The organism is Gilliamella sp. Occ3-1 (genome assembly GCF_001690655.1).
Taxonomy (GTDB): Bacteria; Pseudomonadota; Gammaproteobacteria; order Enterobacterales; family Orbaceae; genus Gilliamella; species Gilliamella apicola_P.
Genome location: NZ_LZHQ01000005.1, coordinates 21,588 through 37,250, shown reverse-complemented (window position 1 = coordinate 37,250; position 15,663 = coordinate 21,588). Strand labels below are relative to the sequence as shown.

The 15,663-nt window shown below is 34.2% G+C and carries 10 protein-coding genes, 1 tRNA gene and 1 pseudogene; 4 read left to right on the top strand and 8 right to left on the bottom strand.

Going from position 1 to position 15,663, the window contains the following annotated elements; genetic code table 11:
- Positions 1–150: 150 nt before the first annotated feature.
- Positions 151–1,482: a CoA-disulfide reductase gene (locus A9G43_RS01895; RefSeq protein ID WP_065606148.1), complete on the top strand. Its 1,332-nt coding sequence runs from the start codon at positions 151–153 to the stop codon at positions 1,480–1,482.
- Between the two features lie 75 nt (positions 1,483–1,557).
- On the top strand, positions 1,558–2,979 hold the full coding sequence (locus A9G43_RS01890; protein WP_065606146.1) for a cation:dicarboxylate symporter family transporter: 1,422 nt from the start codon (positions 1,558–1,560) through the stop codon (positions 2,977–2,979).
- 415 nt (positions 2,980–3,394) lie between these two features.
- On the opposite strand, the gene murJ is transcribed toward A9G43_RS01890, so the two are convergent.
- The gene (gene murJ, locus A9G43_RS01885) at positions 3,395–4,933 is read right to left on the bottom strand and encodes a murein biosynthesis integral membrane protein MurJ (protein ID WP_065606144.1); all 1,539 of its coding nucleotides are present in this window, start codon (positions 4,931–4,933) and stop codon (positions 3,395–3,397) included.
- Between the two features lie 138 nt (positions 4,934–5,071).
- Positions 5,072–5,218 (bottom strand): hypothetical protein, encoded by a 147-nt coding sequence (locus tag A9G43_RS10830; RefSeq protein WP_335340233.1) that lies wholly within the window; start codon positions 5,216–5,218, stop codon positions 5,072–5,074.
- Positions 5,219–5,898: 680 nt separating this feature from the next.
- Here A9G43_RS10830 and A9G43_RS01880 point away from each other — a divergent pair.
- Both A9G43_RS01880 and pepT read left to right on the top strand, forming a co-directional pair.
- A pseudogene (locus A9G43_RS01880) lies at positions 5,899–7,460 on the top strand (AbgT family transporter).
- Between the two features lie 28 nt (positions 7,461–7,488).
- Positions 7,489–8,721: a peptidase T gene (gene pepT, locus A9G43_RS01875; protein ID WP_065606137.1), complete on the top strand. Its 1,233-nt coding sequence runs from the start codon at positions 7,489–7,491 to the stop codon at positions 8,719–8,721.
- Positions 8,722–9,186: 465 nt separating this feature from the next.
- Here the strand turns inward: pepT and A9G43_RS01870 are convergent.
- The 6 genes from A9G43_RS01870 to mrcB all read right to left on the bottom strand — a co-directional run bounded on the left by A9G43_RS01870 (position 9,187) and on the right by mrcB (position 15,629).
- A tRNA-Lys gene (locus A9G43_RS01870) sits at positions 9,187–9,262 on the bottom strand.
- Positions 9,263–9,394: 132 nt separating this feature from the next.
- Complete coding sequence (gene ybgF / locus A9G43_RS01865) at positions 9,395–10,132, bottom strand: tol-pal system protein YbgF (RefSeq protein WP_065606135.1); 738 nt, start codon at positions 10,130–10,132, stop codon at positions 9,395–9,397.
- Between the two features lie 67 nt (positions 10,133–10,199).
- Complete coding sequence (pal, locus tag A9G43_RS01860; protein ID WP_065606134.1) at positions 10,200–10,679, bottom strand: peptidoglycan-associated lipoprotein Pal; 480 nt, start codon at positions 10,677–10,679, stop codon at positions 10,200–10,202.
- A 168-nt stretch (positions 10,680–10,847) separates the two neighbouring features.
- Positions 10,848–12,143, bottom strand: coding sequence for a Tol-Pal system beta propeller repeat protein TolB (gene tolB / locus A9G43_RS01855; RefSeq protein WP_065606192.1), 1,296 nt, complete (start codon positions 12,141–12,143; stop codon positions 10,848–10,850).
- A 328-nt stretch (positions 12,144–12,471) separates the two neighbouring features.
- A complete protein-coding gene (mutM, locus tag A9G43_RS01850; RefSeq protein WP_065606133.1) occupies positions 12,472–13,284 on the bottom strand; it encodes a bifunctional DNA-formamidopyrimidine glycosylase/DNA-(apurinic or apyrimidinic site) lyase in 813 nt (270 codons plus the stop codon).
- Between the two features lie 11 nt (positions 13,285–13,295).
- The gene (gene mrcB / locus A9G43_RS01845; RefSeq protein ID WP_065606132.1) at positions 13,296–15,629 is read right to left on the bottom strand and encodes a bifunctional glycosyl transferase/transpeptidase; all 2,334 of its coding nucleotides are present in this window, start codon (positions 15,627–15,629) and stop codon (positions 13,296–13,298) included.
- Positions 15,630–15,663 lie beyond the last annotated feature (34 nt).

Genomic DNA, 15,663 nt, shown 5'->3' with positions numbered 1-15,663 from the left:
TTACACTAAACAAGTAATTGTTGATTTTCAAACGAATAAAATTTTAAATTAACGAATATTAATGCTAACTATCTATCACCAAGGTAATCTATGGGGTATGATAAGGTATTATTTTATAATTCAGTATCTGAGCACTGAGGAGAAAATTAAGTGAAAATAATCATCATTGGCGCTCAAGCCGCAGGTGCAAGTGCTGCTGCAAAGGCTAAAAGAATGAACCCTGAGGCAACCATCCGTATTTATGAAAAATCAGATATTGTTTCGTTTGGTGCTTGCGGTTTACCTTATTTTATTGGTAACCACTTTACTGACGCCAACGAAATGATATCCCGAACGCCCGAACAATTTCAAAAAGATGGTATTGAAATAAAAACTTTACATGAAGTCATTGCTATTGATACTAATCAAAAAAAATTAACTGTTAAAGATCTCAATACTGGCAATTGCTTTGATGATAGCTATGACAAGTTACTACTTGCAGTTGGTGCAAGTCCCATCATTCCCCCTTTTGAAAATAGCCAACTAAAAAATATCTTCACATTACGCAACCTGCATGACGGGTTAGCTATCAAACAGACATTATCCAACTCAAATATCAAAAATTTGATTGTTATAGGTGCTGGATATATTGGGCTTGAAATAGCTGAATCGCTTGTTGCTTTACAAAAAAACGTCAAATTGATTCAATTGGATGACAGAATTCTTATCGATGCATTTGATAGACAAATTACTGAACTAATTGAAGAAAATATTAAACAACATTGTGATCTACATTTGCAAGAGCGAGTACTTGGCTTTGAAGGATCGCACAACGTCACACATGTAATTACTGATAAATCACAATATCCAGCCGATGTTGTTATTATTGCAACCGGTGTTAAGCCAAACAATGATATCTATAAAAACCTTGGTATCAAGACACTTGCAAATGGTGCCATAATCACCAACAGCTTTGGACAAACTAATATGGCAGATATTTATGCTGCTGGAGATTGTGTTGCCCTTCACCATAGAGTTAGTCATTCAATGGTATATATTCCACTTGCTACAGGGGCGAACAAACTAGGCAAAATTGTAGGCGAAAATTTAGGTGGCGGAAATTGTGAATATCCTGGCACTATTGGCACTTCAGCCTTAAAAGTCTTTGATATTGAAGCAGGACGAACAGGTTTAACTGAAAGCGAAGCCAAAAAAGCTGGAATTCCTTATAAAACTGTCATAGTTAAAGATAAAAATCACAGTAATTATGTTGCCGGTCAAACAAGTGTAACAGCAAAACTTATCTATCATGCCGACACTCGAGTGATTTTAGGTGGTCAAATAGCTGGAGGACGAGGTGCGGCATTAAGGATCAACACTCTTGCAACCGCAATATGGATGAATTTGAAAATTGATGAATTAGCCATGATGGATTTTCTTTATGCTCCACCATTTTCCAGACCGTGGGATATTTTAAATATTGTAGGCTCAATCGCAAAATAAGATAGGTATTAATAAACCTATCAATAAATATTTTACTAGATAATTAAATTTATTATTAAAGGGTGAGGATTAAATATGCCAGATGCCATTTTTCAAGGAGTCTTTTTTGAAAAGTTCTTATCTATTACTCATTACCAGACATTAATTGGTATTGGGTTATTGCTCATCTGTTTTTTTACAGTAATGAGACCATTACAAAAGCGAAAGGTTAATTTTTCAATACGTATGTTAGTTGGGTTAATACTTGGTGCCGTGCTTGGTTTAAGCATTCAAGCTGTAGCAGGGTTTCCTGACACATCAACAATCTGGATGCAAGAAACCGCAACTTGGTATGGACTATTTGGTCGAGCATTTATCGCTTTTATCCGAATGTTAGTGATACCACTCATATTTGTATCTATTGTTAAAGTAATTATCGATTTCTCTGGTAAAAAAAATCTACCCCAAATCGCATTCAGAGGAATTTTTTGGTTACTGTTTACAACAGCAATTGCCTGTATTGTTGGTATTTTGTTAGCTAATCTATTTGCATTAGGTGAAATAAGCTCAAGTTCTGTACATCAAGCTCAGGCAAAACAATACACTAATATTATTGATACCTTTATAAATCTAATTCCGAGCAATATTATTGCATCAATGGTAAACGAAAATATTGTTGGATTGGTCATTTTCTCTGCCTTAATGGGGATTGCCGCCAACAGAATGGAAAAGAAAAACTCACAACCGATTGCCCTATTTAAAACGTTTATTGAAGCACTTTATAAGATCATCATGTCGATTGCGATGACAGTCATAAAATACATGCCTTATGCAGTAATTGCTTTACTTGCTCGCACCATCATTTCTAACGGAATACCCGCAATTATTCAGGTTTCAAGTTTTGTTGCAGCGATCTACATCGCCACATTGATTATGTTGATTGTACATGTTGCCATTATTGTGATTCATCGTATTTCACCAATCATGTTTATAAAAAAAGCGCTAGGAACATGGTTATTAGCCTTTACAAGTCGTTCCTCTGTCGGTTCATTACCAATGACTATTTCAACACTAACCGTCCGAATGGGTGTTAATACAGGTACCGCAAATTTAGTTGGCTCTCTAGGTAGTACCATGGGAATGAATGGATGTGCCGGTTTCTTTCCTGCTTTACTTGCTGTTATGGTAGCTCATATGGTTGGCATTGATACTAATATCCAATTTTATATTATGCTTGTCATTGTAGTGGTTATTGGTTCAATTGGTATAGCTGGAATTCCTGGCACTGCAACAGTTGCCGCAACCGTTGTTTTATCAGGTATGGGCATGGCCGAATACTTCCCATTAATTGGTATGGTTTTAGCTGTTGATCCAATTATTGATATGGCAAGAACTTTAGCTAATGTATCTGGAGCTATGACAGCCGCTGTCGCAACCGATAAAGAAATTGGCCTTATGGATATGACAGTATACAACGACCCCGATGTCACTCTTGAAAACGAGCAGCCAGAAGCTTAACTGCAATGGCTGTTGCTATGAGTGAAATAGTACAACAAATTTTAAGTTAATAATAAATTTTTGTTTTTTTTGTGTTATTGGGTTTAGGTGTGATTTTAGTACCTTCCTATAATTCGAGCCCTAACAAATCATCTGTTGTAGTCACCTTGGTTGCACCACTACTAAACTTAAAATATGGAGCGATGCCATGAACAGTATAGGTTGTTGTAATTGTTAATGCATGAGATTGCAATAAATACAGCAATAACAACAACCGCAACAGTGACAGAATCAAACGTCACCTTTAATTGACAATACACAAATCTATGATTGTGTCAGATTTATTCATCTATATTCTTATTTATTTTATAATTAAACATTCCTATTACTTAAAAATGTCTAACAAAATTTAATTTATCTTTATCTAAAGTTATTGTTAATCAATTCGTTTAATAAAATGTTTAATCTTGAATCCCATTTCCTTCAATGACACAAAATAGACTAAAATGCCCACAATAACCAATAAAAATAATCGCCCGATACGAACCAACATTGAACCAGTTGACCAGTCAGGTAATAACTGAGAACCAAACCACAATGCTGCAGACATTAAAATTACCGCAATGAGGATTTTAATCAAAAAGTAACGCCAACCAGGTTGAGGTTGATAAAGCTGTTTTTTACGCAACTGCCAATATAATAATCCAGCATTAAAGCATGCAGCTAAGCCAATTGATAATGAAAGACCGGCATGTTGTAATGGACCAATAAAAGCAAGATTCATTAGCTGTGTTAAAATTAATGTAATAATCGCAATTTTAACCGGTGTTTTAATATCCTGACGAGAATAAAAGGCTGGAGCTAGCACCTTAATCAAAATCAATCCAAGTAGACCTATAGAATAAGCAACTAAGGCTCGCTGTGTCATTAAGGTATCATTTAAGGTAAATTGTCCATATTCAAATAGCGTTGATATAAGTGGGCGAGAAATAACCCCTAATGCAACCGTACTCGGTAGAGCCAATAAAAAACAAAGGCGTAATCCCCAATCTAACAATTCACAATATTGTTTATGATCACCTTTTGTAAAGCTTTTTGCTAATGATGGCAATAAAATGGTGCCTAACGCTACACCAAGTACACCAGCAGGAAACTCCATTAAGCGATCAGCATAATACATCCACGAAACCGAGCCTGAAACTAGAAATGAAGCAAAAATAGTGTTAATAATTAAAGATATTTGTCCTACAGATACGCCTAAAATTGCTGGTCCCATTTGTTTTAAAACCCGCCAAACACCGCTATCTTTAAAGCTAATATGCGGTAATACTAGCATGCCAATTTTCTTTAAATAAGGTAGCTGGTAAAGCAATTGTAAAATCCCACCAACACCAACAGATACAGCAAGAGCCAATACTGGTGGATTAAAGTAAGGCGTTAAAAATAGGGTAAATACAATCATACTCACATTGAGTAGTGTTGGAACAAAAGCTGGGACAGAAAACCGATTCCATGTATTAAGGATGGCTCCAACAAGTGATGCCAACGATATAAAAAAGATATAAGGAAAGGTTATGCGTAGCATAGTAGTTGCAAGTTCAAATTTTTCAGCTGATTCTTGCATAAATCCAGGCGCAGTTAGCATAATGATAAAAGGCGCTGTGATAACTCCAATTAGCGTGACCAACGCCAAGACCAAAGTTAATAATCCTGCAATATAAGCAATAAATGTGCGAGTTGCCTCAGTCCCTTGTTGATTTTTATATTCAGCTAAAATTGGTACAAAAGCTTGTGAAAATGCCCCTTCTGCAAAAATACGTCGAAGTAAATTAGGAAGTTTAAATGCAACAAAAAATGCATCGGTGGTCATACCTGCACCGAAAAAACGTGCAATAATGGCATCACGCACAAAACCTAATAAACGAGACACCATCGTCATTGAGCTGACAGTAGCTAAAGATTTTAAAAGATTCATATTCAAATTATATACAAAGTATACAGCCTAAAACTGATAATGAAGTATAGTCTACAAACTATTACTTTAAATAACCATGCTTTTTTAATAAACTTAATTTTGTCGATACCGCCAGCATAATACTGGCGGATGTTTGGTTTAACGATCTTTTAAGGGGATAAACGACTTAATTTCACCTATATTTTTATAAGCAGGGCGAATAATTCGGCGATCATCAAAATTGAGTTCTTCAATTCGATAAGCACACTTGATATTGAAAATAGCATATTTAGGTAAGCCAATCATGTAATAAATAAAGCTAAAATAAAAATCAACATTTACACAAACTTGTTTTTTGTTCTGGTATTTTTTCGATTCAAAATGGCACTAATAATCCGTTCTTCAAACAAGTTTAGAATATAGGCTTTTTCACGTGACTTTTGTACTAGCTATGGTGTATTTACATAATTGTTCACTTTTTAGGTTATATTCTTGTAAAAGATTTTCAGGAGCCTATGCCGTTTCTCGGCTAATCGATAATTTTCTGTATTTATTTGTTAAAATAGTATATTTACTACTATATAAATCAAAAAATTAAGAAACTTGCCTACCGACAAATGAATAGAAAAGCGAAACGGGTAATAAGGCTTTAATGTAGAAGCGGCATAATCAGCAAATATTTAGTGACTCAAAAGATAGAAAACAAAAGTTTAAGCAATTTTTGGTAAAACACCTTATCAATTTTTAGAGAATCACTTTAATCATGACATGTAAATAATTCGAGATGTTTTCCGACATAACTCCTATACTAGGGAAATATTATGTACTACAAAGAAAATTCAAATTTGTATGATCATATAAATAATATAAAGGGTTTTAAGTTAATAAGATGGTATCTGAATATAAAAACACCTAAAAACCATGTTTGCCTGTATTATTAATCTATGCTACATTATTTTCCGAACAATATTTATACTAACTTTATTATGAATCAAACAACTAACAACTCGTCATCAATAAGAACGGGTGGCTTTTTAAATACTATTGAACGAATTGGAAACAAAATCCCAGATGTAACAACATTGTTTTTCTATGCTTTAATCAGCTGCTTTATTACCTCTTTATTACTTTCTTTTGTAAACTTTAATTATATTAATCCTGTCACTCAAGACAAGCTCATTATTGTCAATATGTTAGCCCCTGAGCACATTGTTACTTTTTTTACCAAGATGGTACCTAATTTTGTCACTTTTCCGCCACTAGGCATCACAATCGTGGCAACATTAGGTATAGGGATTGCTGAAAGTAGTGGTTATATTCATGTATTACTTAAAAATTATTGGCTATCACTCCTAAAAATTTAGTAACACCATCAGTTATTTTTGTCAGTACGGTTTGCCATATTGCTGCTGACTCTGCTTATGTGATTTTAATGCCTGTATCAGCTATGATGTTTTATGCAATTGGTCGTCATCCGCTTGCCGGTATTGCCGCTTCATTTGCTGGATTAGCTGGTGGGTTTAGCTCTAGTTATACACCTTCAATTATTGATCCAATCATGCAAGGCTTTACCCAAAGTGCTGCACAAATTATCGCCCCATCTTATCAAGTTAATGCACTTTGTAACTACTTCTTAAGCTTTGGTGGCACCTTTTTTGTATTATTAGCTTGCTGGTTTGTTACCGATAAAATCGTCGAGCCTCGTTTACATGCAACTATGCCTTTAAATAATGATTTGAAGTTAGATAATATTGCCAATTCACCAGCAATCACGCCGGTTGAAAACCGTGCATTTAAAGTGGCTTCAATTATCTTTTTAGCTATTGCTATTGGTTTAGTTTTATTATTAATACCAGAAAATTCTTTATTGCGTGCTCCTAATGGAAGTATGACTAGTAATAAAGCACCAATTATGCAAATTATTGTGCCATTATTATTTATATTTTTTGCCATTCCAGGCTTAATACATGGGTTTATAACTGGAGCATTTAAATCCTCTCGCGATATTGTAAAATCAATGGAAAAAATCACTAAATCTCTTATTCCATTTATCGTTTTTGCTTTCTTTTGTGCTCAATTTCTATATGTCTTTTCTCACTCTCATATTGGAACATTAATTGCTATTGGTGGCGCTGAGTTTTTAAAAGCACTACATTTGCCTTCTGTTGTCACAATCTTCGGTGTGATAATTCTAACGAGTATGTTAAATGTACTAATTACCTCGGCATCATCAAAATGGGCTATTTTAGCACCTATTTTTGTACCAATGCTTATGTCTGTTGGCATTTCACCTGAATTAACTCAAGCGGCTTATCGTATCAGTTCTGCAGTTAATGTTAGTACCCCTATGTTTGCTTTTTATCCTTTGATTATTGCCTATTGCCAGCAGTACTGCAAAAATACTGGTGTCGGCACATTAAGTTCGATGATGATTCCTTATACCGCAGCTCTACTCATTGCATTAACTATAAATTTATTGTTATTTTGGTTACTAGGTCTACCAATTGGTTTTGATAGTGGTTACATCTATCCGCCAGTAAGTAATTAATTAATCATCGATAAGGAGCCAAAATATTATGAATATTACTGAACAATTAGTTGAACGTTTCTTACGTTATGTCAGTATCCCAAGCCAAAGTTCTCTTGGATGTATGCATGTACCTTCAACACTAGGACAAACAGAATTAGCCAAATTACTTAAACAAGAATTGCTTAAACTTAATTTAAGAGATGTTCACCTTGATGAACATAGTATTGTAACGGCTAAACTGCCAGGCAATACTCCAAATGCACCTAAAATTGGTTACGTTGCTCATCTTGATACTGTCGATGTTGCTTTATCAGATAAAATCAATCCACAGAGAATTACTTTTACTGGTCAGGATATTCTACTAAATAAAAATAAGAATATCTGGTTTAAAGTGGATGAACATCCTGAATTAAATAAATATCTAAATGAAGAATTAATTGTTACTGATGGTACAAGTGTGCTTGGTGCTGATAATAAGGCTGCTATTGCTGTTGTAATGACAATGTTAGATCAATTACAACAACGAAATTTTGCACATGGCGACATTTATGTCGCATTCGTACCTGATGAAGAAGTAGGATTAAAAGGCGCTAAAAAACTTGATTTAAACCGTTTTAAACCTGATTTTGCTTACACAATTGATTGTTGCGAACTAGGCGAAGTAGTTTATGAAACTTTCAATGCCGGTTCTGCAACCATCGATATCACTGGTGTATCTGCTCATCCCATGTCAGCTAAAAATGTTTTAATTAACCCAATCCGAATAGCTAACGATATTATTAACTGTTTTGATAGTTTTGAAACCCCCGAACATACTGAAGGTAAAGAAGGTTACTTTTGGTTTAATGATATTGTTGGAAATCAAAGTACCACAACATTAAAAATGAGTATTCGTGACTTTGATTTGGCTCGCTATGAAACACGAAAAGCTTATGTACAAGAAGTCGTAAATTTTATTAGCCGCAAATACCCAAAAGCTACAATTAAATGTAAAATTACCGATGTTTATAGCAAAATAGCCAACCATTTAGGAAATGATCGTCGCTGTATTGATTTGATTTATCAATCATTTGAGCATTTCAATATTCAGCCAAATACAATAGCTATGCGGGGTGGAACAGATGGCTCTGCACTTTCAGCTAAAGGTCTTACTACACCTAATTATTTTACTGGTGCTCATAACTTTCATTCTTGTTATGAATTTTTACCATTATCATCATTTCTGAAATCATTTGATATTACGATGAAGATTATTGAACTTTCGGCTAAAGACCAATAATATTTTAAAATTGAGAGGAGGATTACTCCTTCTTTTTATTTTTTACTATAATAAATAGTTTTCAGCCTATAAAAAGGTCCTTTATGTATCTAGCATACTATTTATACGCCTATTGAATATAAATCACAAAAACAAGTAACATAATTTTCTAGGTAAATTATGTACTAACTAAGGTATAGCTACAGGATCATTATTATTCCTAAATGTCGCAACAACCTTCATAGGATCGACATCTTTTTCTTCTCGCGCAATTGTAATAAAAGACTCTGTACTAAATAAGCCTAGTATCATTAATTGATTAATTTCATTGTTTATTCTATTATTTGCAGTTTTACTTTATTTAATTTTAATTAATCGCATATTGCTTGACTTAACTTTTGGTATCATGACTACTATATGCTATGCTGTTTGCTATACTTTGGAAAAATTTGGTTGACTTGTTGATTGAATTGTGAAAATCAAATATGGTGGGTCGTGAGCGATTCGAACGCTCGACCAACGGATTAAAAGTCCGCTGCTCTACCGACTGAGCTAACGACCCATTTGATAATAACTGTTATGCTCTTAATAGTTAAAAACACAAGCAATTTCGGGTTGGTATAATACTCATAATCATAGCGCTACGCAACCCTTTTATTGCTAATTTTATTCGATCGATGTTTATTTATGCGTTTTACTTTAGTGACGCTAACTTTTTATTAGCAAGTGCTACCGCATTTTTATCTTTTGAATATTTATTTACCACCTGTTGAAAAACAGCTTTAGCATTTTTAGTATCTCCTTTATCAAGTAAAATTAACCCTACTTTATAAAGACTATCAGCTGCTTTGGGGGAAGATGGAAAATCTTTTACCACAGTAGCATAATAAAATGAAGCATCGTCTTTTTTGCTTTGTTTATACGATAATTGACCGAGCCAATAATTAACATTAGCTCGATAACTAGACTTTGGATAAGTTTTCAGATATTTCTGGAATGCTGTAATAACCTCATTATTTTGTTTACTATCATTAATAAATTGCATTATAAAATTATAATCAACTTTATCATCACCTGAAGCTACCCATCCCAATAAATCTGATGAAGATATTAATGAAGTAGAATCCTGAGATGGAATGAAACTCTCTTCTTGAGAATTAAAATTAGTATTCAGCGAAAATCCAGAGCCATTAGCCATTTGCTGAAGTATCATTTTTTGGCGTTCAATTGTCTGATTAAGTTGATATATTGTCTCTTCCAATTGCCCACGAAGAGCGTCTACATCTGCTTGCAAATCGCTAATTTTTTGTTGGTTTTCAATCAATAACTGTCCTTGAGCTTGAACAGTTTGATCAATGCCAGAACTACCTGCTGCACAACCATAACCAGTAAATAAAAGAAATAAGAACAATGTGGGTATTTTTTTATGCATATTATTAGACTCGGCATGAACTTAGAAAATAAGAACGGCTGAATAATCAGCCGTTATAATATGGCTATTAGTATCCAACATAGGTTACTACAGCACGTCGATTTTTAGCATAAGCTGCTTCATCATGGCCTAACACAGCTGGTTTTTCTTTACCATAAGAAACAATTTCCATTTGGCTTGCAGGGGCACCATTACCTTGTAAGTATGATTTAACTGCAGCTGCACGACGTTCACCTAATGCAATGTTATATTCTGGAGTACCACGCTCATCGGCATGACCTTCAATAACAACTTTGATATTACTAGTACGAATAAATACAGCATGTGCATTTAATAATGTTGAATATTCAGATTTAACGTTGTATTTATCAAAATCAAAATATACTGTATTGATTTGTTGTAATTTTTGAAGTTGTTCTAAGGCTTCTTTTGATAAGGTACCATTTAAATTACCACCAGCGTTGTGACTGCTATTAGATGAACAAGCAGTTACAGCGATTAATGGCAAAGCAACCGCAGCTACTTTAAGAAATTTAGAAAATTGCATTGTATAAACTCCTTTTGTTTGAATAAATTATTATCTATATTTTATGTATCTAACCAACTTCAAAGTAACTCCCGTTACCAACCTGAAAGATTAGAAGTATATATTATAACGACCTTAAACTTTACACAATTTTAATAATCGCAAAGTTGTTGATTTTTTAAGCTATCTTTACAAATATGGTGACCATGCAGGGAATTTTACTTGCCCATCAGTAGCTGGTAACCTTGCCTTAAAATTACCATCTGTAGAAACAAGGTTCAAAATTGTACCTAACCCTTGAGATGAACTATAAATGATCATTGTACCATTTGGAGCAATACTTGGCGTTTCATCTAAAAATGTATCAGTTAAACGTTGATAGGTTTTTGTATCCATATCATATCGAGTTATATGTTGTTCGCCATTATTGCTTGATATCATTGCAATAAAAGAACCATCAGGTGACACTCTGGCATTCTGATTTTGCGTATTATCCCAAGTCACCCTCTGCGATTCACCTGTATTTATATTAATACTATATAACTGCGGGCGACCTGCTTGATCAGAAGTGTAAACAATAGTTTGATTGTCCGGCATCCAAGATGGTTCTGTATTATTACTACGGCTAGAAGTAATCTGAGTAATTTGTTTGTTACTTAACGTCATCATATATAAATTTAAGCTACCGCCTTTAGATAGAGCAAATGCTAATTTACTACCATCCGGAGAAAATGCCGGCGCCCCATTATGCTGAGGAAAAGATGCAATTGTTTGTACAGCACCACTATCCAATGTTTTTAAAACTAATGAAGAATGACCTCCTTCAAAAGTTACATAAGCTATTTTCTTTCCATCTGGTGACCAAGTAGGAGACATTAATGGTTCCTTAGAACGATGAACAGTAATTTGATCATAACCATCATAATCAGATACTCTTAATTCATGCGAAAAAGGTCCATTAGTTGTTTTAACAACATAAGCAATCCGTGTTCTAAATGCCCCCTTAATATCTGTTAGTGCTTCAAAGATTTCATCACTTGCAGTATGAGCTGCATAACGCAACCAACGTTTCTCAATTGAGAATTGATTTTGTGCTAGAACTGTACCTGGTCGATTAACTGTATCGACTAATTGATAATTTATGAGGTATTTTCCAGATGCATCCGGTTGAATTGATCCAACAACAACAACTGAAATACCAAGATTATCCCACACAGCAGACGTAACCTCTGAAGCAGTTGTTGGTTTCTGAGGCATTTGACTAACTTCAATAGGGTTAAACTTACCACTGTTACGCAAATCAGAAGCAATAATATCTTCAATAATTTGTGGGGGTACTCCACTTCCCGTCCATTTAAATGGGACAACAGCTATCGGTTTAGCAGAACTTACTCCATCGGTTATAATAATTCTGACTTCAGAATTGGTCATTGAGGTAAAAAATAAAATAAAACAAGTTGTCAAAAAGCGAAAAGCAAATTTGATCATCTTACATTCCTTAATAAAATAAGACACATTGAGTAAAATAAAATATAAACTGATAAAAAACAGAAAAAATTTACACTAAAAAAGATAACTGATATCCAGTGACAAGTCTATAGTCTTTAAAATAAAAAGATTTCTGTAATTTAATAGTTTAATGATATAAATAATCAAGTGTTAATAAATAATTATTTAAAAGGTGGTTGCTTATGCTAATCCTATTTAAATAATTTCATAAGATATTTTTTGCACAAGGAATAGATGAGTTACGTTCAAAATGTTAAAACTTTTTAGCGACTAACCAAAAGTAATGATTTAGCTAGTATAGATATTACTCTTTTTGACAATATTCACAATAAAAGGTATTACGCTGTCCAATTTTTTGTGATTTTATTTCTGTACCACAAATCAGACATTGTTGACCTTCGCGTCCATAAACTTGTAACTCTTGTGCAAAATATCCAGGTTTACCATTAGATTGCAGGAAATCCTTGAGTGTTGTTCCTCCTTGTTTAATTGATTTAGTAAGAACTTGCTTAATAGAAGCTACAAGCCTTTCAAATTCATTTAATTGTAAGGAGTTTACTTTTCGGTTAGGGTTGATTTTTGCCATAAATAACGATTCAGACGCGTAAATATTACCGACGCCAACCACAATGTGGTTATCCATAATCCAACTTTTTATTGGAACTTTTCGATTCCTCGCTTTTCTTAATAGATATTCCGCAGAGAATTCATTACTTAAAGGCTCCGGTCCCAAATGTTGTAATTGAGATATTTCATCTAGCGAATTTGCCCAAAGCCAAGATCCAAAACGCCTAGGATCGATATAACGTAGAGTGACGCCATTTTCTAAAACTAAATCAATATGATCATGCTTTTCTGCTTTTTGTGGATTTTTTAAAATACGTAAACTTCCAGACATTCCTAGATGAATTACGATCCAATTGTTGGGTAACTGTAATAATAAATATTTTGCACGACGTTTTATATCTAAAATAATTTGCCCGTGCACATTACTTATAGCCTTATCAACGGGCCAACGTAATTTAGGTTGTCGAACAATAATTTTATCAATAATCTGTCCTTTCAAATACGGCAAAATACCTCGACGACTTGTCTCAACTTCCGGTAATTCAGGCATATTGTTTTCACTTAGTTATTTAATAGGTCAGTAACCCAAGTCGGTGCTTGCTGAACCGGTATAGACTGGTTATTGACAGAGCATAAACTCTGAGGGTTAATCGTCCATACAGGTAAAGAGCGAATACCACTCCCATTACATTGCCACTGCCCATCACTATCAATAGGTACCATAAAAATATTTTGAGGTAGTGGCAATACTAATTTCTTTGGTGGATTATTTTGTAAATATTCACTATAAATTTTTAAGGCGCCAGTTGCTCCTGTTAATTTCATTGGAGAATGATCATCTAAACCAATCCAAACAACAGCAACATTTTTACCATCTATTCCTGTAAACCAACTATCACGAGAATCATTACTTGTGCCTGTCTTAGCTGCTAAATTAAATGAACCATATTTAGCTTTTAATGAACGAGATGTTCCCGAATTAACCACTTGTTGCATAGCATAAGTAGTTAAATAAGCTGATTGTTGAGATACAGCCTGAAGTTGTTGCGGGTAACTTTGATAAACTAATTCACCTTTATCGGTCAATACATATCTTAAAATAGAAAGTGGAGATCGTTGACCATTATTAGCTATCGTTTGAAACATCTGCGCAGTTTCTAATGGTGTTAATTCTAAAGCACCAAGTAGTCTTGATGGTAAATTGGGTATACGCTCTGCAGGTACACCTAATGACTGTAAAGTATTCTTTGTTGCATCAAGTCCTAATGCCATTCCTAAATTAACAGTAGGTACATTAAGTGAAAGCGCTAAGGCATCTACTAACATAACCCGATCACGAAATTTACGATCATAGTTTTTCGGTTCCCAATAACCATTACCATCAAGCTTTATCGATAAAGGTTTATCATCAAGCCAAGTATTAAGTTGATAATGATCAGGTTGTCCAAGTGCAGTTAAATAAGTTGACGGTTTAGCTAATGAACCAATTGCTCGCTGAGTTAACCAAGCACGGTTATATCCTGGATAACGGGGTTCAGCACTACCAATGATAGAGCGAATTTCTCCAGTTTCTCGGCTAACTATAACCATTGCTGTTTGTAATTCTTTATTAGTTGATTTTCGCAGTTTCTCAATTACGTTAGTTACCGCTTGCTCTGCAGCTGATTGAGCTACAGGATCAAAGGTAGTAAAAATCTTCATACCAGATAAGTGATCTGCTTTATCACCTAATTGTTTTCGAAGTTCATTGCGTACAACCTGCATAAATGCTGGTTGTGGTGAAATCACACCACCTTTGGGTAAAACTGATAGTGGGCGCTGACTTAATAAATTATATAACTCATCATCTATAATACCTTGCTGCTGAGCAAGTTTTAAAACTACATTACGGCGCTCAATAACTTGTTGAGGTTGTGTCCAAGGATTATATAAAGAAGCTCCTTTTACCATACCAACTAGTACTGCTTGCTGATCTAATGTCAGTTCATTAACTGGGCGGCCAAAATAGTAAAGACTTGCTAATGGAAAACCATGGATCTCTTCACTACCCGCTTGTCCAAAATAAACTTCGTTTAAATAAAGCTCTAAAATACGTTCTTTGCTATAGCGTCCATCCAAAATAAGAGCCATATAAGCTTCACGTATTTTGCGACTTAAACTACGTTCGTTAGTTAAAAAAAGGTTTTTGACTGTTTGCTGAGTTAATGTACTCCCACCTTCAGTACGACCTGTTGTTAGATTAACAAAAATCGCACGACCAATAGAATATAAACTTACGCCATGATGATCATAAAAACGTTTATCTTCCGTTGCGACTAATGTTTGTAATAATGAATCAGGAAACTCTTTTAATGGAACAAACAGACGTTGTTCGCCATTTGGAGAATGCATCATAGTAATTAATTTAGGATCAATCTTAAGCAATCCAAAATCACGTCCTGAATCTAGATTAGTAATACGATCAATACGATTTTCATAAAAAGTTATTCTGACTCTAAAAGCTTGCTCTTCACCATCAGGAAAAGTAAAAGGCCGACGATAAATTTCAACCGCATCATTTTTTACAATAAATTCACCAGGACGAGTAGCTTTGGTATCTTGTTGGCGATATTGCGCACCAACTAATATTGTTACCACATCATTTAGACTATATTCGCTATCTGGTTCGAGATCAATAATTTGTCCATAAACTGCAGCCGGTAACTCCCATACATTTCCATCAATCCGTTCTTTAATTTGTTGATCAAGATAAACACCATAAATAATAGCCACTGCAGCAAAGACAAGAAACAACTTAAATAGTAGTGTCAAAAATCGTCGCCAAAGTGTAGTCTTTTTATTTCTTCTGGTCTTTTTAGAAGAGCGTTTTTTTTCTGTTTTAGTTGATGTTTTCAAACTGCACCTAACATTTATTACTAAATAATAATTA